This is a genomic window from Streptococcus sp. V913 (assembly GCF_054353455.1).
Map to the genome: position 1 here is coordinate 171,684 of NZ_JBTHHX010000003.1, position 17,955 is coordinate 189,638.

Below are 17,955 nucleotides of genomic sequence, written 5' to 3' on the forward strand. Positions count from 1 at the left end.
TTCTAGTGTTAGTCATCTTTTAAGCCGGAAAAATTGTAAAATCAACTAGATCGCCATCATCAATCAAACGATGCCCAGCTTCAAGAACATCTTCCAAAGTAATTTCCTGTAAAATTTTCGGAAAATCAAAAATTGTTTCTCCTCGATCCATAGGATCGTATTGAGTTGCAATAAATTCCAAAGAATTCATACTACTGAAAAATTCTCCAAACATCTCACTCTTAACAAGATCGAGATGCTCCTCTGTAATATCTGCATCACTACTAAACTGACGAATCGCTTTCCGAAATTGGTGCGACAAAGAAACAGGTTCTTTGGTATCCATCGTCAATATCACAAAATGAAAGCGACTATTTACCTCAACCTCTAGTGACAATGACGCATCTAACTTCCCTGTCTCGTATAACTTTTGAAAACGATCCGAGGTCCAACCAAACATCATCGTAAATAGCAATTTCAATAAAATATTGTAACGATAAGACTCCACTTCTGTTATTTTACCATTACCTCTAATAGCAACAGCAAGTTTTGGTAAAGAAACTTCCATCCGAAGGCTATCTGTTTGCTTTACAGGTTGCAAAGGTAGTTGCTCTTTTGAAACTGTATACTGTTCTAAAATCTTATTTTCCCTTTTCGAAAAGTACTCCTCAACAACTTTTACATCAATATTCCCAACTAAAAACAGTGACATGTTGACAGGTTTGTAAAAGTCTGTAAAATTCTCTTTTAAATTTGAAACTTGAATCTTAGAAATTGATTTTTCACTTCCAACAATATCTGTTGCTAGAGGAGTATCAGGATAAAGGTTGGCTAATGTTGCAAAAAACAAGCGTGAGTCTGGACCGTCTTGATACATTTCTCGTTCTTGCTGGATAATATCCTGTTCTCTCAAAACAGACTCTTCTGTAAAATGAACATCTCCGACTAACTCATTTAGCAAATCTAAATTCTCTAATAGATGGTCAATTGTTGAAAAAAGATAGCTGGTCTTAGTAAAGCTTGTAAAGGCATTACTGTCTGCACCTAATCGAGTAAAAGCTGCCATCATATCCTCAGAATTTTCTCTTTCAAACAATTTATGTTCAAGAAAATGGGCAATTCCTGCTGGATGATGACGTAAACCTTTGTCTAAACTTGTATAAGTTGCATCTACGGAACCAAATTGAACCGTTACAATCCCATAAACCTCATTGAAATCTTGTTTAGGGAGTAAAGAAACTGTCAATCCATTTGACAATTGTGTTTTGTAGACTGTTTCCTTTACAGCAGGATAGTATTTTTCTTCAAAAGTAACCCTCGTCATTCTATTCCTTCCATAAAGTAAATCGCTTGTAACTTCAAACTGTTGGCAGCTTTACATACAGCTTCTTTATCGACACTCTCTAATCTTTCCAACATCCGATCAATATCAAAAGTCGCTTTTCCAAATAGTACAGATAAATAGAGTCTTTCAACTAGGGTATGCTGACTATCTTGAGCAATCAATAAAGATCTTCGAATCATCTCCTTGGTTTGATCAAGCTCAAAATCTGTAAAGTTGCCCTTTTTCAAATCCATCAACTGATGATTCATCATTTTTCTAGCTTGATTCCGATTTTCTCTATCGATACCTGCATACATCCTTAACAAACCACTAAACAAATCCAATTGACTAGAGACAGTATAGGCTATCCCAGCGTTCTCACGAACGTTTGTAAAGAGTTTCGAATGTGCAAATTCACCCAACAAACCATTCATAATAAGCATAGGCAGATGCTGATCATCACCATATTTTACAGGAGAATGATAGCCCATTTCCAAAACAGATTGTCCTACATTCCTCTGAACCATTCCTTCTTGTAGAACATTCGAATAAGACTGATGGTACTGGATGGAAATATCGCTCTTTCTAGCTGTAAAGGACAATGACTTCAGCGATTCTGTAATTTCTACTTCATTAAAATCACCTAAGAAAAAGAAATCAATTCGATCATTTTTCAAAGCATCTTGAAAGCAAGTATAGCTACTTTCAGGAGACTCATTTGAAATGCTATTTCGTAAATCACTGTATCTCAATTGAAGACGCTCATCATGAAAGAACAAGCTATCCAACTCCTTATGAGCAAAATAAAATGAATCATCCATATCAGTAGCTAAGTTAGCCAATAATTGCTTTTTTTCAATTTCAAACAAGGTTGGCTCAAAAGCTCCATCTAGAGCTAAGGGGGCAAATAAAGTCTGTTTCACCAATTCCAAAATTCGAGAAGTCAAGACATTTTTTTTACTCAAAAACTCATCTCGTACATAGGTAAAGGTTAAGTCAAGAACATGTGCCTGTCCCCTACGATAAGCACTCGTAGAAATATCTGCCCCATACAAACTTGCTAAATATCTACGAAAAGCTTGAGAAGTTGGGTAAGCTTTATTGGCAGTCTCCAACATACTCACACTTAACATGCGTCCTGCTACTGTCTCAAGAGATAAGGGAGCAGTAAAACGAACGGTGATTTTATTTGTTTTAAACTTTTTGGATTGAACAAAATGTGCTGAAATTCCAGGCACTAACTCCATACCTTACCTCCTTACATATAGAGTTCTATTATATCACGAAAAGGAAAATATTTCTTATTCTCTTTATCGCTTTTAAAAGAAAAATCGTTTTCATTTTCAGTGATTTCGCTCACTTAATTCTAAGAAATATGGTATAATACCATAGATTGAGGTGAATTATGGAATACAAATTATTTGAAGAATTTATTACGCTCCAAGCGCTCCTAAAAGAGCTTGGAATTATACAAAGCGGTGGTGCTATTAAATCCTTTTTGATGGAACATCAAGTTTACTTTAATGGTGAATTAGAAACTAGACGTGGGAAAAAGATCCGTATAGGAGATATAATTGACATCCCTGATTTAAAGATTGACATCACATTAACACAACCAAGTTTAAAAGAGCAAGAAGAATACCAAGCAGATAAAATTGAAAAAGAGCGGATTGCTAAACTTGTCAAAGATATGAATAAAGGTGTAAAGAAAGAAAAACAAAAAACTACTTTATCACCTAAAACCAAACAAGCTCCACGTTTTCCAGGAAGATAACCATGTGGCTCCAACATTTAACAATTAAAACCTTTCGAAACTATAAAGAGGCAAAAATTGATTTCAATCCAAAATTAAATGTCTTTCTAGGTCAAAATGCACAAGGAAAAACCAATATTCTAGAAGCAATCTATTTCTTAGCCTTGACACGTAGTCATCGGACTCGTACAGATAAAAATCTCATTCATTTTGATAACGAGCAACTCCATCTTTCTGGCTTGCTACAGAAAAAAACGAGCTCTATTCCTCTAGAAATTGATTTAACGCCAAAAGGGCGTGTGACTAAGGTCAATCACTTAAAACAAGCTCGCCTATCAGACTATATCGGACATATGAATGTGGTCCTCTTCGCGCCTGAAGATCTCCAGCTAATTAAAGGAGCGCCCTCTGTCCGTCGAAAGTTTATAGACATCGAACTAGGACAAATTAAACCAATCTACTTGTCAGACTTGTCAAACTATAACCACATACTCAAGCAAAGAAATACTTATCTAAAATCCAGTCAGAAGATTGATGAAACATTTCTGTCAGTATTAGATGATCAGTTAGTAGAGTACGGTTGTCGCGTCATAAAGCATCGGATAAAATTCATTAAAGACTTAGAGAAATTTGGTCAAAAAAAACACTTAGAAATTTCAAATAAATTAGAAGAGTTGTCAATATATTATCAATCATCTGTCAACTTCACTGATGAAGAACAGCTAACAAGTTCTTTTAAAATTGCTTTGGAGAAAAGCAGATCCAGAGACTTATTTAAAAAGAATACTGGAGTTGGTCCTCATCGAGATGATATTTCTTTTTATATCAATGGTATGGATGCTAGTTTTGGAAGTCAAGGGCAACATCGCAGTCTTGTTCTTTCTATCAAACTAGCAGAGATTGAACTAATGGAAAGCATTACTAACGAGTCTCCAATACTCTTGCTTGACGATGTTATGAGCGAACTTGACAACACACGACAACTAAAATTACTAGAAACCATTTCTCAATCTATCCAAACCTTTATCACAACAACAACTTTGGATCACTTACAAAACTTGCCAGAAAACCTTAGTATTTTCAATATTCAAAACGGTCAGATATCTGTAAATCAAAGTTGACACTTATGTAAACAAAAAGAACTCCTGAATTTCAGGAGTTCTTTTTTACTTCTTACATAGAGTAATTTGGCGCCTCATTAGTGATTTGTACATCATGAGGATGGCTTTCTTTTAGACCAGCCCCAGACATTTCAATAAATTGAGCATTATCGTGTAGTTCTTTAAGGTTAGCTGCACCACAGTAACCCATACCAGAGCGAATACCACCAATCATTTGGAAGACAATATCGGCTGCTGCGCCTTTATAGGCAACACGACCTTCAATTCCTTCTGGAACGAGTTTGTTTGCTTCATTGACAGAACCTTGGAAGTAACGGTCACTTGAACCTTTCTTCATTGCTGCGATTGATCCCATACCACGGTAAGTCTTGAATTTACGTCCTTGGAAGATTTCCGTTTCACCTGGTGCTTCGTCTGTTCCAGCAAACATTGATCCAAGCATAACCGCATTTCCACCTGCAGCAAGGGCTTTTACAATATCTCCAGAGTACTTGATTCCACCATCAGCAATGATTGTTTTACCATATTCACGCGCAACTGCTGCTGCATCATAGATTGCTGTCACTTGTGGGACACCAACCCCTGCAATCACACGAGTAGTACAGATAGAACCTGGTCCGATACCGACTTTGACAACATCTACACCTGCATCATAAAGAGCACGCGCACCTTCTGCAGTTGCAATATTACCTGCAATCAAAGTGCGGTCTGGGAAGTGAGCACGAATTTCAGCAATTTTACGTAGAACACCAGCAGAGTGACCATGGGCAGTATCAATAACAATTGCATCCGCTCCTGCTTCAAAAAGGGCTTCGGCACGTTCAAATGTATCTGAAGTGACACCCACCGCTCCAGCAACTAGAAGACGACCAAACTCATCTTTTGCTGCATTAGGAAATTCAATTACTTTTTCGATATCTTTAATAGTAATCAAGCCAGAGAGACGACCTTCTTCATCAACCAAAGGAAGTTTTTCAATACGGTGTTCTTGAAGAATGCTTTCAGCTGTTGCAAGATCTGTACCAACAGGAGCAGTAACAAGATTTTCACTAGTCATATGGTTTGAGATTGGCTGATTGTAATCTGAAATAAAGCGAAGATCTCGGTTTGTTAGAATACCAACCAATTTACGATTTTCAAGTGTCTCCACAACTGGAACACCACTGATACGGTAACGTCCCATCAGTTCATCTGCTTCAGCAATCGTGTGTTCTGGAGTCAAGAAGAATGGATCAATAATAACACCATTTTCAGAACGTTTTACCTTACGAACTTCATCTGCCTGTTGCGCAATAGACATATTTTTATGGATTACTCCAAGACCACCTGCACGAGCAATGGCAATAGCCATTTGACTTTCTGTGACTGTATCCATGGCGGCTGTTATAATTGGGATATTTAAAGTCAGATTATCTGCCAATTTTGTTGTCAAATCTGCATCATTCGGCAACACATGACTCTCAGCTGGAATAAGCAATACATCATCAAAGGTAAAACCTTTTTTCAAAAATTTAGTGTCCCAATTAGACATTGAAGTTTCCTCTTTTCTTTCTTTTTGAACTTGACTCTTTTTGTATTGTATCTATCATACCATTCTATGAAAATTTGTCAATTATATTTATGGTAGAAATCATAAAAAAACTATCCCTGTGATCCTATGGAAGAGATAGTTTTACGATTCATATTTTATCTATTATTTAAAATAATTTAGTCCCATTGCTCCCTTAACTTCAGATAGAGTTTGCCCCGCAACCTCACGCGCTTTCTCACTACCTTTTTGAAGCATATTGTACACTTCTCCCATATCCTTAGCAAATTCGATACGGCGCTCACGAATAGGGCCAAGTTCCCGTTCTAATATTTCAAGTAGATAACGTTTCGTCTTTACATCACCAAGACCACCACGTTGGTAGTTTTCTTTCATCTCTGCAATGTCTTGAGCATCTTCTGGACGACCAAACACATCTAGATAATGGAAAACCATATTTCCTTCAATCTTACCTGGATCCTCCACTCGAATATGATCCGGATCAGTATACATGCTCATGACTTTTTTACGCAAAGTATCCGCATCATCTGCTAGATAAATACCATTATTAAGGGATTTAGACATTTTAGCATTTCCATCTAAACCTGGCAAACGCCCTGCTATCTCATTTCCTGGATAAATACCTTCCGGCTCCACCAAGACCTCACAATTATAAGCATGATTAAAGGAACGAACAATCTCACGAGTTTGCTCAATCATTGGTTTCTGATCTGTCCCAACAGGAACATAATTAGCCTTGAAGGCAGTAATATCTGCTGCTTGCGCAATCGGATAAACCAAAAATCCTGTCGGAATACTTTCTCCAAACCCTTTCTGAGCAATCTCTGTTTTTACTGTCGGATTCCGTTCCAAACGAGCTAGTGACACCAAATTCATATAGTACATAGATAATTCAGCCAATTCTGGAATTTGGCTTTGAATAAAGATAGTTGATTTACTTGGATCTAATCCAACTGCTAGGTAATCTAAGGCAACATTCCCAATCGATTCTACAATCGTTTGAGGGTCTTTGGCGTGATCTGTCAATGCTTGTTGGTCCGCCAAAAAAACAAACATGTCATACTTGTCTTCTTCCTGCAGTAATACTCTGTTTTTAAGACTCCCAACATAATGTCCAATATGCAATTTTCCTGTTGGGCGGTCTCCTGTTAAAATAATGGGTTTCGTCATTTTTTTCTCCTTCGAAATGGTCTCTTCAATTATAGCATTTTTTTGTTAAAATAACAGAAAATTATTTAAATCAAAGAGCCAATTCACTGTAAATACAACTGTAAACTTAGTTGACATAAAATTGACAAAGAAAAATTTGAATATTTCTCTCTTTTCTAGTAGAATAAATGTATTACATATTAGTAGGAGAAAAACATTGCTTACAGTATCTGATGTTTCACTACGTTTTAGTGATCGCAAACTTTTTGATGATGTCAACATCAAATTTACAGAAGGAAATACATATGGATTAATTGGTGCTAATGGTGCTGGGAAGTCTACATTCTTAAAAATCTTAGCTGGTGATATCGAACCTACAACTGGTCATATCTCTCTTGGTCCAGATGAACGTCTCTCTGTTCTTCGTCAAAATCACTTTGACTATGAAGATGAACGTGCAATTGATGTAGTTATCATGGGAAATGAAAAACTCTATAGCATCATGAAGGAAAAAGATGCTATTTACATGAAGGAAGATTTTTCCGATGAAGATGGTGTTCGCGCAGCTGAACTCGAAGGTGAGTTTGCTGAACTTGGAGGTTGGGAAGCAGAGAGTGAAGCATCTCAACTACTTCAAAACCTGAATATTCCAGAAGAATTGCACTACCAAAATATGAGCGAATTAGCCAATGGTGAAAAAGTAAAAGTTCTCCTTGCCAAAGCACTTTTCGGTAAACCAGATGTTCTGCTCTTGGACGAGCCAACCAACGGTTTGGATATCCAATCAATTACATGGCTAGAAGACTTCTTGATTGACTTTGATAACACGGTCATCGTTGTATCCCATGACCGTCACTTCCTCAACAAAGTATGTACTCACATGGCCGACCTTGACTTTGGAAAAATCAAACTCTATGTCGGAAACTATGACTTCTGGAAAGAGTCTTCTGAGCTTGCTACCAAATTGTTAGCAGACCGTAATGCCAAAGCGGAAGAAAAAATTAAGCAATTGCAAGAATTCGTTGCTCGATTCTCTGCCAACGCTTCTAAGTCAAGACAGGCAACGTCTCGTAAAAAAATGCTTGACAAGATTGAATTAGAAGAAATTGTTCCATCCAGTCGTAAATACCCATTTATCAACTTTAAAGCAGAGCGTGAGATTGGTAACGATCTCTTGACAGTAGAAAATCTAACTGTCAAGATCGATGGCGAGACTATTTTAGATAATATCAGCTTCATCTTGCGTCCAGGTGATAAGACGGCTCTTATTGGACAAAATGACATCCAAACGACTGCACTAATTCGTGCAATCATGGGGGACATTGACTATGAAGGAACGGTTAAGTGGGGAGTTACTACTAGTCGCTCTTACTTGCCAAAAGATAACTCTGCTGATTTTGCAGGAGGAGAATCAATTCTTGACTGGTTGCGTCAATTTGCAAGTAAAGAAGAAGACGATAATACCTTCTTACGTGGTTTCCTTGGTCGTATGCTCTTCTCTGGTGATGAGGTTAACAAACCTGTAAAGGTCTTGTCAGGAGGAGAAAAAGTTCGTGTCATGCTTTCAAAACTTATGCTTTTGAAATCAAATGTCCTTGTACTTGATGATCCAACAAATCACTTGGACTTGGAATCTATCTCAAGCTTAAACGATGGATTAAAAAACTTTAAAGAATCAATCATCTTTGCCAGTCATGACCACGAGTTCATTCAAACTTTGGCAAACCATATCATTGTTTTGTCTAAGAATGGCGTCATCAATCGTATCGATGAAACCTATGATGAATTCCTAGAAAATGCAGAAGTACAAGCAAAAGTCAAAGACCTTTGGAAAGACTAAATAAGACTTCAAAACTCAGTTGGGTTAACCAACTGAGTTTTCTACCATTCTACGAGGTAACATGAAATCATTTTTAAAAACATATCGAACCTATTTTATTTCTTTCATTATTCCTTTAGTAATTATGTTAGGGGTATATCTATCTCAGGGTATCTACTGGAATAGTGATACATCTCCACTATTAGGAGACGGTTTCCATCAATACGTTATTTTTGATGTGGCTTTACGAAATATTTTACATGGAAATGGTAGTTTGTTTTACACCTTTACAAGTGGCCTCGGACTGAATTTCTATGCTCTATCTAGTTATTACTTGGGTAGTTTTCTCTCACCTCTGGTTTACTTTTTTAATCTGTCGAATATGCCAGATGCTGTTTATCTAACAACTCTATTAAAATTTGGATTGATTGGCCTGTCAACCTTCTTTAGTATAAATAGATTATTTAAAGATATTCCGAAATCTTTAAAACTGTCCTTATCTACTTCCTATGCTTTAATGAGCTTTACCGTTAGTCAGTTAGAGATAAAAACCTGGCTAGATGTTTTTATCCTGATTCCTTTAATTATAACTGGTTTACACATGCTTATAACAGAAAAGAAGCGCCTGCTATACTTTACAAGTCTGTCAATCTTGTTTATTCAAAACTATTATTTTGGATATATGACAGCATTGTTTCTTATTTTCTGGTATCTCTGCCAAATTTCATGGGACTTTAAAAATCGAAGATCATCTTTTCTTGATTTTGTTGTTACCTCCTTTTTAGCAGGAATGGCTAGTTTGATTATGACTCTTCCTACATTGTTTGATTTACAAACTCATGGGGAGAAGTTAACTGCCATCACAAAATTAAAGACAGATAGTAGTTGGTATCTGGATATTTTCGCAAAACAATTCATTGGATCTTTTGATACAACTAAGTATGGATCTATCCCAATGATTTTTGTTGGATTGCTTCCTTTTATTTTAACCATTCTATTTTTCACAATAAAATCCATAAGGTTTCACGTGAAACTTATCTATGCAATCTTCTTCACTTTTTTAATAACAAGCTTTTACATAGAGGCACTTGATTTATTTTGGCAGGGGATGCATACTCCAAATATGTTTTTACATCGCTATGCTTGGATTTTTTCTACTCTGTTAATTTATACTGCAGCAGAGGTCTTAAATCGTCTGAAAGAACTGAAGCTATGGAATCTATTTCTCTCACTGTTTCTTGTACTAGCAGGATTTTTGGCTACTGTATACTTTAAATCACACTATTCTTTTTTAACAGATTTGAATATCCTACTCACCCTTGAATTTCTACTAGTTTATGCTCTTTTACTTCTTGCAGTCATTAGAAAATTTATCTCTGTAAATCTATTTGCAATTCTTTTGTCTTTATTTATAATATTTGAGATAAGCTTAAATGCTTCATCTCAAATGGAAGGAATAGCTAAAGAATGGGCCTTTGCTTCTCGTAGCGCCTATAATAGAGATATCACCGCTATGGAATCCATTATAAACCAAATTGACAATCCATTTACACGTACTGAAAAACTGCAAATCCAGACAGGAAATGACAGTATGAAATTTAATTACAATGGAATCTCTCAATTCTCGTCTGTACGAAATCGTTCAGCTAGCACTAGTTTAGATAAACTTGGATTCAAATCCTCTGGAACCAACCTCAATCTCCGTTATGCAAATAACAGTCTTTTAGCAGACAGTTTATTTGGAATCCAGTACAATATTTCTGAAACTTCACTTGATAAGTATGGCTTTCAAGAGATTTATCAAAAGGATCATTTAACCTTATATAAAAATCAACTCTCTTTACCCATTGCCTTTGCCACTCAATCTATTTACACCGATGTAAACTTTAATAATCATACTCTAGATAATCAGGCTTTATTTATAAACCAGCTTGCTAATCTCAACTTAGATTACTTCTCCCAAATAGCATATGATAAAACAGATAATTCTGAAGGTTTATCGAGCATCACAGGTTCTGCGAATGAAGATGCAAAGATTGATTATCAAATTGAGGTTCCTCAAAATAGCCAAGTCTATCTCTCTTTTTCAAATCTTCATTTTACAAACGACAAGCAAAAGAAAGTTGACATCATTGTCAACGGTGAAAAAAAGACTTTTACAACTGACAATGCATTTAATTTCTTTAATTTGGGTTATACTGAAGAACAAAAAACTTTCAATATCAGTGTTAGTTTCCCTGGAAATTCTCAGGTGTCATTTGAATCTCCAACCTTCTATCGTTTAGATACTCAGGCTCTTACTGAAGCAATCCAAAAAATTAAAGAACAACCTATAGAAGTATCCACCTCTAAAAATAAAGTCTTTGCTACATATGAAGTCAAACAAGATACTTCTATTTTCTTCACTATACCTTATGACAAAGGTTGGTCTGCATACCAAGATGGGGAAAAACTTGAAATCAAGCAGGCTCAAACTGGTTTTATGAAAGTTGATGTCCCAAAGGGAAAAGGCACCATTACACTTTCCTTTATTCCCAATGGTTTTGTTATTGGAGCAGTCTGCTCAGTAACTGCCCTTCTTCTTTTTGGGATCTATAATCACAGACGAAATTTATCTAAGACAGAAAAAGATTGACCAATTCCTTGGTCAATCTTTTTAATCCTCTTGCATCTTCTTAGGTTGATAAGCCAGCATACCTAAAACAGTAAAGAAGGCTAGAGTTATAATAAGGAAAATTACTTGATGATGAATATTTCCTGTCATAGAGATTGTTTGTCGTAAGCCTGATACTGAGTAACTCATTGGTAACCATGGATTGACAGTTTTAAAGAAATCATTTGTCAAAGCAAGTGGATAAGTCCCTGCACTTGATGCTAACTGTAATAAAAGTAAAATAAGAGAGAAGAAAGCTCCTATACGGCTATTCCAAGTTGTTAAAGCTGTAACCATAGACATGAAAGCTAAACTTGTGATTATAATTAGAATCAAGGTCCTCATCTCATGGTTCGCAGTCAATCCGATAAGATGGACACCTCCATAAACTAAAACACCTGCTAAGACAGCTATAATCCCATTTATTTCAGAGCGAGACTTCAACCAAGCCCAACGGCTCTCTGGATGACGTCCAGAAGGCAACTTAGCAAAAATCATATTGGTAGATATAGCAGCAACAAAAAGAGCAACTGATATCATATAAGGAGCCATGGCAATCCCATTCACAGGAACTTGGTCATTGTCTGTTTTTGAGAGAACTAGAGGTTCAGATAATGTTTCTGCATTTTTAGATTCTGTTGAAGCTGATTTGAGTTGATTATTAGCATTGCCTAATCCTTGTCCTAATGAATCAACTCCTGTTTGTAAATCTTCAAGACTAGAGGTTAAAGTTGTTCCACCATCTGCTAGTTTTCCAGCACCATCTGCAATCTTCATAGCGCCACTTCCTAGTTGAGATGCTGCAGAAAGTAACTGTGTTGATTTATCTGTTAATTGACCAGAGCCAAATTGTAATTTAGTAATACCTGCTATCAGCTCTGGACTCTTATTATTCAATTGAGCAGAACCAGATGACAAACTTTCTATACTTGATACTAATTCTGGAGCTTTTCCAGCTAACGCATCTACTCCAGCTGTCAAGGTTGATGTGTTTTCTGTCAACTTACTTGATCCAGAAACTAATTGATCTAGACTAGTTGTCAAACTTGCATTCTTTTCACTTAGTTGATTAGCACCTATAGAAATAGTATCCAATCCTTTAGTATAGTTTACAACTCCTTTTTCAATTGACTGACTTCCAGGAACTAACTGATTATTTACAGAAGTTTGTAATGTTGTAAATCCATTTGACAAGGTTGTCAAGGAGCTAGATGCTGCAGGTAAGAGTTGATTTGCTTTCGTCTGCACATCAGATAGATTAGATACTTGTTGTTCTGAATTCTCTATACTTTCTTTTAATCCCCCTACTGTCGTTAAAATTGTTTTTGCTGACTCAATAGTAGAATTAGAATTTTTAGAAATAGCTTCTGTCAGTTCTTTCTTTTGTTCCTCTGTAAGAGATTGATAAGTAGCTGTTGATTGAAGGTTAGCAATAGTTTTCTCTTGTTCTGTCTGACTTTTAGTCACAATATCCTGTGCAAGAGTTGTTAGATTTGGCAAAGCTTCTGATAATGTACTTTTCAGTTGAGTAGTATCTGATATCGTAAGAGCTTGTAGTATTTTATTCAGTTCCCCTAGACTAGTCGCCAATTGAGTTATTTGTTCATTCTGTTGAGATGAGGACTCCAATTGACTTGAAATTTCTTTAATACCAGTATTTAATTGCTCTATTCCATCTCTTAGTGTATCTGATTGGTTAGATAATTGACTCGTTCCGCTGGAAAGTTTTTCTACACTACTTGCATAAGCATTTACACCAACTGAAAATTGACTGAGACCTGCATCCAGTTGTGAAACGCCACCTGTGTAAGATTTTATGCCCGTATTTAGCTGATTTATACCTGTCACCAACTCAGGAGTTTTTGAAGATAATTGACTAAGTCCAGTGTCAACTTGTGAAACGGCATTTGTATAACTTTGTAAACCACTATTAAAAGCCCCTAAACCAAGATGTAATTGCTCTATGGCAGATACATAAGCAGACATGCCTTTTGTAAATTGATCAGCTCCATTTGAAAAAGTTACACTTGAGTTAGCTAGAGTATTAAGATTTGCCGTCAATGTTTGACTTCCTTTTGCTAACTGATTAGTCCCATCAGCCAGTTGTTCACTTCCATCAGCTGCTTTATTTATCCCAGACTTCAAGTCACTCATTTTTTGAAATAGTGCCTTAGTATATGTTTCAGTTACATTCGTAGAGACGGTTTGTTTTAATTGTGTCATTGCAGAATCACTCATCTTACTTGCAATAAAGCTACGGCCACTTGAAGTTTGATAATCAATTTGCATCTGTTCAGGGTGATTTGTTAGGATTGAAGTAGCTTTTTCAGATAAGTCACTTGGTAAAGTTACTACCATATAGTATTCGCCATCATCTAGCCCCTTTTTCCCCTCTTCTTCATTGACAAAATGAAAATCTAAAGTCTTATTTTCTTTTAAATTAGACACCATGTCTTCACCTATTGTCATTGTCTGTCCATTATAAGAAGCTTCCTTATCATTATTAACAACTGCTACAGGTAACTCCGATACTTTACCATATGGATCCCACATTGACGATAAAAATATGATATTGTATAAAGCTGGAATAAGAGAAATTCCTATCATTACAATAATGAATGTCGGTTTTTTAAAAATTGCTTTCCATTCTTTAAACATATTTCCTCCTTTTTTAAACATATTGTCTAAATTTTTGATATAATAGATTATACATTAAAAAATCTAAATTACAAGATAAAAAAATATTTTTTAGACATATAGTCTAAATTGTTCATAAGGAGAAACTATGAAAGAAAGTAACAAACGATTAAAGACAAAGAGAAATATTGAAAATGCCATGGTTCAATTATTGATAGATCACCCCTTCGATCAAATTACTACAATTAAATTAGCAGAAAAAGCTGGAATTAGTCGTTCTAGCTTCTATACTCATTACAAGGATAAGTATGATATGATTGAACACTATCAAAGTAAGTTATTTCATACATTTGAATATATCTTCCAAAAACATGTTCATCATAAAAGAGATGCTATTCTAGAAGTATTTGAATATCTAGAATCAGAACCACTTCTGGCTGCTCTTCTTTCTGAAAATGGAACCAAAGAAATCCAAAATTTTTTGAGAAATAAACTGCATATTATGCTTAGTACTGATCTTCAGAAACGTTTTATGCAACTACAACTAAATTCAATTGAGTTAGAATATAGCAGTATTTATCTAACAAATGCCCTATTTGGTGTTTGTCAGACTTGGATTGCTCATGGGAAAAAAGAAAGTCCGCAAGAAATGACAGACTTCCTTATGAAAATGTTAGGTGATACAAACTAAGAATAAAAAGAACACCAGATGGTGTTCTTTTTATCTAACTCCGCCAGTAGGACTCGAACCTACGACATCATGATTAACAGTCATGCGCTACTACCAACTGAGCTATGGCGGATAAAATAGTCCGTACGGGATTCGAACCCGTGTTACCGCCGTGAAAAGGCGGTGTCTTAACCCCTTGACCAACGGACCATCTATCTGTAGCAGATATAACCATTATATCAATTTCTTACTTATTGTCAATCACTTTTTAGATTTTTTCTCTAGAATATCTTTTAGTTTACGAACTTTCAAACGGGTAATAGGACAACGATGATCTTCATAAAAGACAACTTCTAAATTTTTTCGATCAATTTCTCTCACATTTCCTACATTGACAAGGAAAGATTTATGGGAGCAATAAAATCGCTGAGTATGTTTGTCCTTCTCCTGAATATCTGTCATAGTTCCATAAAACTCTTTGGCAAAATTCTTACCAATAATTCGCAATTTATGAGAAACACCTGTTGTTTCGATATACAGAATATCATGGTAAGGAATTTTCAAATCATTTCCCTTATAGTTGTAATCAAAATAGTCTACAACATCTTCGTTTTCAAGCAGCATGCTCTTAGTGTAAAAAATACTCTGCTCGATACGTTTTTTGAACAATTCATCATTGATGTCCTTATCTACAAAATCTAAAGCTGATACCTGATACTTATAAGTTAAAGTAGCGAATTCAGATCGACTGGTAATAAAGACAATAATAGCATAAGGATTGTGATGACGAATAAACTGAGCCACTTCAAATCCCTTTTTCTCAATTCCATGAATATCGATATCTAGGAAATAAAGCTGGTTTACTTCATCATTTTCGATATATTCCTTAAACTCACGAACTTTTCCTGTTGTCTTATATGAAATAGGAATATTCGATTCTTCCGAGATTTCATTTAATATTCTCTCTAGTCTCACTTGATGTTCAATAACATCTTCTAAAATTAATACTTTCATTCAAATTCTCTCTTAAATCTAATAATTTGTCTAAATGTGTTGTCTTCCATTTCTGTTTCTAAAATAATGTTGTCATACTTATCTAAGATCTCCTTGACATTATTAAGTCCTAGACCTCTGTTTCTTCCCTTGGTAGAGAAACCTAAGGCAAATAAATCTTCTGAAGGCGTCATAGTGATTTTACATGAATTCTGGATAACTATAACTGTTTCAAAATCCATTTTAATGACTGCAACTTCCATTTGTTTCAAGTAACTATCTGCGGCACCTTCAACAGCATTATTTAATAAAATACTCATGATGCGAACAAGATCAAGTAAATCCATTGACAATCTAGTAATGACATCTTTTACTTCCAATGTAAACTCTACATCATTATTTCGTGCATAGACAATCGATTGAGCAATTAAACTTCGTAAAGCTGAATCTTCTATGTTATTTAAATCAAAGTAAGTATATTTGTCTGATCTCAATTTCTGATTTGCTTTTACTAGGACTTCATTGTAAACCCTGTTAATTTCTTGTAAATTTCCACTGTCAATCGCCATTTGCATGCTGACAAGCATCCCTGCATAGTCATGACGAAAACCTCTAATTTCATTATACAACTCCACAATTTCATCAGTATAAGTCTGTAAATGTTTTTGTTCAAATTTCTTTTGTTTTAGAGCAATCTCTTTTTCAATTTGAACCTTGTGAGAATTCATTGCAAAGAAAATCAATAACAAGCAAATAAAAACAATGGTTGATAAAATACTTCCGAAGCTATTTAAATGATGAGTTGTACTTACTATATCTGAAATAAACAATAAGATATGCAAACCAAAGAAAGCAACTATTACTTTTTTTAAAAAAGGGTACAGATAATCTTTATCAAAATATTTAATATCCAGATGAAAATAACGAATTATTATTAGAATAGAAAAATAAGTCATCAACAATACTACTAAAAGAAATGTACTTTTATAATGCAATACTACTTCATCTCCTGTTATAGAAGATAAGGTTACGGATATAAAAGTATGAGTACTGTGATATAATAAAGACAGTAGTAAACTGATAAAAATAGCTTTGTATTTTTCAGACTTCTTTAACTTTCTTAAATAAAGGTACACAACCAAAGGAAATAAAAATTTAGACAAAGCAAAACTATTAGAAAATACTAGTGTAATAATTTCTTCAAGTATAAAAACTGAGATACATGTGTAACAGAAAAAAACAATTTGTTCTTTTCTATTTATTTTACAAATCCATTCATAACTTTTGCTAATGATGAGAAAATAAAAAATAGCTATCCCTAATCCAAATAAATCCATTACTCTCTACCTTTATTTCATTACTTTCTTCTTGGAAAAATAAGATTACGAATTGTTTCTGAAATTCTCCAATCTCCACCCCGAATCTTCTGCAATTCTGCCTCTGTTACTTCTTTAAATTGTTCCAACTTTACTGTATTTTTCATAATGAAATCTCCTGTATTATTTTTTCTTGTAAGTTAACTTACACACCTATTATACAAAATGAAGACCATGTAAGAAAAAATTCTTCCCAACTGTACATTTTTGCACCTGAAACGCACTTTTTTAAGAAAAAAGCTGGGATAAATCCCAGCTTCGCATCTAACATTGATCCCAGCAGGATTCGAACCTGCGACCGTTCGCTTAGAAGGCGAATGCTCTATCCAGCTGAGCTATGAGACCTAACATGACCATTCTATCAAAAAACAAGAGCTAAGTCAATCTTCTATTTGTGGTAAGGAGAACCCTGCTGAATCGTAAAAGCACGGTAAATTTGTTCAACAAGAACCAATCTCATTAACTGATGTGGTAATGTCAGACGTCCAAAACTGACAGAAAGATTGGCCCTATTTTTTACAATAGGAGCTAGACCTAAACTTCCTCCAATAATAAAAGTAAGAGTTGAGTGACCTTTGATAGAAGCCTGCTCTAGTTGCTTACTAAAATCTTCTGAGGAGAATGTTTTTCCTTCAATTGCTAGTACAACGACAAAGTCTCTTTCTCCAACCTTAGAAAGAATTCTTGCGCCTTCTGTTTCCAAAATTTTTTGATTTTCTAATTCACTGGCTTTGTCAGGTGTCTTCTCATCAGCGAGCTCAATCATTTCTAATTTGGCGAAACGTGAAATTCGTTTGGTATACTCAGCAATACCATCTTTAAGGTATTTTTCTTTTAATTTTCCTACTGTTACAACTTTTATTTTCATTCTTCTATTCTATCATATTCACACTTTATTTCACATCTTATGCACATGAAAATCATCCAAAAAT

At 35.1% G+C, this 17,955-nt stretch carries 14 protein-coding genes and 3 tRNA genes; 5 read left to right on the forward strand and 12 right to left on the reverse strand.

Features of this window, described 5'->3' with window-relative positions; genetic code table 11:
• Positions 1–19: 19 nt before the first annotated feature.
• Positions 20–1,303 (reverse strand): EF-P 5-aminopentanol modification-associated protein YfmH, encoded by a 1,284-nt coding sequence (gene yfmH, locus ACXYSL_RS06930; protein WP_458624337.1) that lies wholly within the window; start codon positions 1,301–1,303, stop codon positions 20–22.
• Positions 1,300–2,550 carry an EF-P 5-aminopentanol modification-associated protein YfmF gene (gene yfmF / locus ACXYSL_RS06935; protein WP_458624338.1) on the reverse strand — a complete coding sequence of 417 codons (1,251 nt, stop codon included), beginning with the start codon at positions 2,548–2,550 and terminating at the stop codon, positions 1,300–1,302. The genes yfmH and yfmF overlap by 4 nt, the downstream gene beginning before the upstream one ends.
• Positions 2,551–2,708: 158 nt before the next feature.
• Here yfmF and yaaA point away from each other — a divergent pair, with 158 nt between their 5' ends.
• The gene (yaaA, locus tag ACXYSL_RS06940) at positions 2,709–3,077 is read left to right on the forward strand and encodes a S4 domain-containing protein YaaA (RefSeq protein ID WP_061588637.1); all 369 of its coding nucleotides are present in this window, start codon (positions 2,709–2,711) and stop codon (positions 3,075–3,077) included.
• Between the two features lie 2 nt (positions 3,078–3,079).
• A complete protein-coding gene (gene recF / locus ACXYSL_RS06945; protein WP_061588636.1) occupies positions 3,080–4,177 on the forward strand; it encodes a DNA replication/repair protein RecF in 1,098 nt (365 codons plus the stop codon).
• A 52-nt stretch (positions 4,178–4,229) separates the two neighbouring features.
• On the opposite strand, the gene guaB is transcribed toward recF, so the two are convergent.
• Positions 4,230–5,708, reverse strand: a complete 1,479-nt coding sequence (gene guaB, locus ACXYSL_RS06950; RefSeq protein WP_000073416.1) for an IMP dehydrogenase — start codon at positions 5,706–5,708, stop codon at positions 4,230–4,232.
• A 162-nt stretch (positions 5,709–5,870) separates the two neighbouring features.
• Complete coding sequence (gene trpS, locus ACXYSL_RS06955) at positions 5,871–6,896, reverse strand: tryptophan--tRNA ligase (protein WP_458624339.1); 1,026 nt, start codon at positions 6,894–6,896, stop codon at positions 5,871–5,873.
• A gap of 196 nt (positions 6,897–7,092) precedes the next feature.
• Between trpS and ACXYSL_RS06960 the strand changes: the two genes are divergently transcribed.
• Together ACXYSL_RS06960 and ACXYSL_RS06965 are read left to right on the forward strand one after the other, a co-directional pair.
• Positions 7,093–8,715, forward strand: coding sequence for an ATP-binding cassette domain-containing protein (locus ACXYSL_RS06960; protein ID WP_458624340.1), 1,623 nt, complete (start codon positions 7,093–7,095; stop codon positions 8,713–8,715).
• A gap of 61 nt (positions 8,716–8,776) precedes the next feature.
• The gene (locus ACXYSL_RS06965) at positions 8,777–11,329 is read left to right on the forward strand and encodes a YfhO family protein (RefSeq protein WP_458624341.1); all 2,553 of its coding nucleotides are present in this window, start codon (positions 8,777–8,779) and stop codon (positions 11,327–11,329) included.
• 21 nt (positions 11,330–11,350) lie between these two features.
• On the opposite strand, the gene ACXYSL_RS06970 is transcribed toward ACXYSL_RS06965, so the two are convergent.
• The gene (locus ACXYSL_RS06970) at positions 11,351–14,005 is read right to left on the reverse strand and encodes a YhgE/Pip family protein (protein WP_458624342.1); all 2,655 of its coding nucleotides are present in this window, start codon (positions 14,003–14,005) and stop codon (positions 11,351–11,353) included.
• 127 nt (positions 14,006–14,132) lie between these two features.
• On the opposite strand from ACXYSL_RS06970, the gene ACXYSL_RS06975 reads away from it, so the two are divergent.
• Positions 14,133–14,675, forward strand: coding sequence for a TetR/AcrR family transcriptional regulator (locus ACXYSL_RS06975; protein ID WP_007520966.1), 543 nt, complete (start codon positions 14,133–14,135; stop codon positions 14,673–14,675).
• A gap of 38 nt (positions 14,676–14,713) precedes the next feature.
• Here the strand turns inward: ACXYSL_RS06975 and ACXYSL_RS06980 are convergent.
• The 7 genes from ACXYSL_RS06980 to rlmH form a co-directional block, all read right to left on the reverse strand.
• Positions 14,714–14,787, reverse strand: a tRNA-Asn gene (locus ACXYSL_RS06980).
• 5 nt (positions 14,788–14,792) lie between these two features.
• Positions 14,793–14,864 (reverse strand) — tRNA-Glu (locus ACXYSL_RS06985).
• Between the two features lie 51 nt (positions 14,865–14,915).
• Positions 14,916–15,668 carry a competence system response regulator transcription factor ComE gene (gene comE / locus ACXYSL_RS06990; protein WP_000866079.1) on the reverse strand — a complete coding sequence of 251 codons (753 nt, stop codon included), beginning with the start codon at positions 15,666–15,668 and terminating at the stop codon, positions 14,916–14,918.
• The gene (gene comD / locus ACXYSL_RS06995; RefSeq protein ID WP_458624343.1) at positions 15,665–16,984 is read right to left on the reverse strand and encodes a competence system sensor histidine kinase ComD; all 1,320 of its coding nucleotides are present in this window, start codon (positions 16,982–16,984) and stop codon (positions 15,665–15,667) included. The genes comE and comD overlap by 4 nt, the downstream gene beginning before the upstream one ends.
• Before the next feature lie 20 nt (positions 16,985–17,004).
• The gene (comC, locus tag ACXYSL_RS07000; protein WP_195215739.1) at positions 17,005–17,130 is read right to left on the reverse strand and encodes a competence-stimulating peptide ComC; all 126 of its coding nucleotides are present in this window, start codon (positions 17,128–17,130) and stop codon (positions 17,005–17,007) included.
• A gap of 164 nt (positions 17,131–17,294) precedes the next feature.
• A tRNA-Arg gene (locus ACXYSL_RS07005) sits at positions 17,295–17,368 on the reverse strand.
• 43 nt (positions 17,369–17,411) lie between these two features.
• Positions 17,412–17,891 carry a 23S rRNA (pseudouridine(1915)-N(3))-methyltransferase RlmH gene (rlmH, locus tag ACXYSL_RS07010; protein ID WP_458624344.1) on the reverse strand — a complete coding sequence of 160 codons (480 nt, stop codon included), beginning with the start codon at positions 17,889–17,891 and terminating at the stop codon, positions 17,412–17,414.
• Between the last annotated feature and the right edge of the window lie 64 nt (positions 17,892–17,955).

Bases quoted from the DNA above. Each gene is read 5' to 3' on its own strand.
- yfmH (WP_458624337.1), bottom strand. From the start codon at position 1,303: ATGACGAGGGTTACTTTTGAAGAAAAATACTATCCTGCTGTAAAGGAA.
- yfmF (WP_458624338.1), bottom strand. From the start codon at position 2,550: ATGGAGTTAGTGCCTGGAATTTCAGCACATTTTGTTCAATCCAAAAAG.
- yaaA (WP_061588637.1), top strand. From the start codon at position 2,709: ATGGAATACAAATTATTTGAAGAATTTATTACGCTCCAAGCGCTCCTA.
- recF (WP_061588636.1), top strand. From the start codon at position 3,080: ATGTGGCTCCAACATTTAACAATTAAAACCTTTCGAAACTATAAAGAG.
- guaB (WP_000073416.1), bottom strand. From the start codon at position 5,708: ATGTCTAATTGGGACACTAAATTTTTGAAAAAAGGTTTTACCTTTGAT.
- trpS (WP_458624339.1), bottom strand. From the start codon at position 6,896: ATGACGAAACCCATTATTTTAACAGGAGACCGCCCAACAGGAAAATTG.
- ACXYSL_RS06965 (WP_458624341.1), top strand. From the start codon at position 8,777: ATGAAATCATTTTTAAAAACATATCGAACCTATTTTATTTCTTTCATT.
- ACXYSL_RS06970 (WP_458624342.1), bottom strand. From the start codon at position 14,005: ATGTTTAAAGAATGGAAAGCAATTTTTAAAAAACCGACATTCATTATT.
- ACXYSL_RS06975 (WP_007520966.1), top strand. From the start codon at position 14,133: ATGAAAGAAAGTAACAAACGATTAAAGACAAAGAGAAATATTGAAAAT.
- comE (WP_000866079.1), bottom strand. From the start codon at position 15,668: ATGAAAGTATTAATTTTAGAAGATGTTATTGAACATCAAGTGAGACTA.
- comD (WP_458624343.1), bottom strand. From the start codon at position 16,984: ATGGATTTATTTGGATTAGGGATAGCTATTTTTTATTTTCTCATCATT.
- comC (WP_195215739.1), bottom strand. From the start codon at position 17,130: ATGAAAAATACAGTAAAGTTGGAACAATTTAAAGAAGTAACAGAGGCA.
- rlmH (WP_458624344.1), bottom strand. From the start codon at position 17,891: ATGAAAATAAAAGTTGTAACAGTAGGAAAATTAAAAGAAAAATACCTT.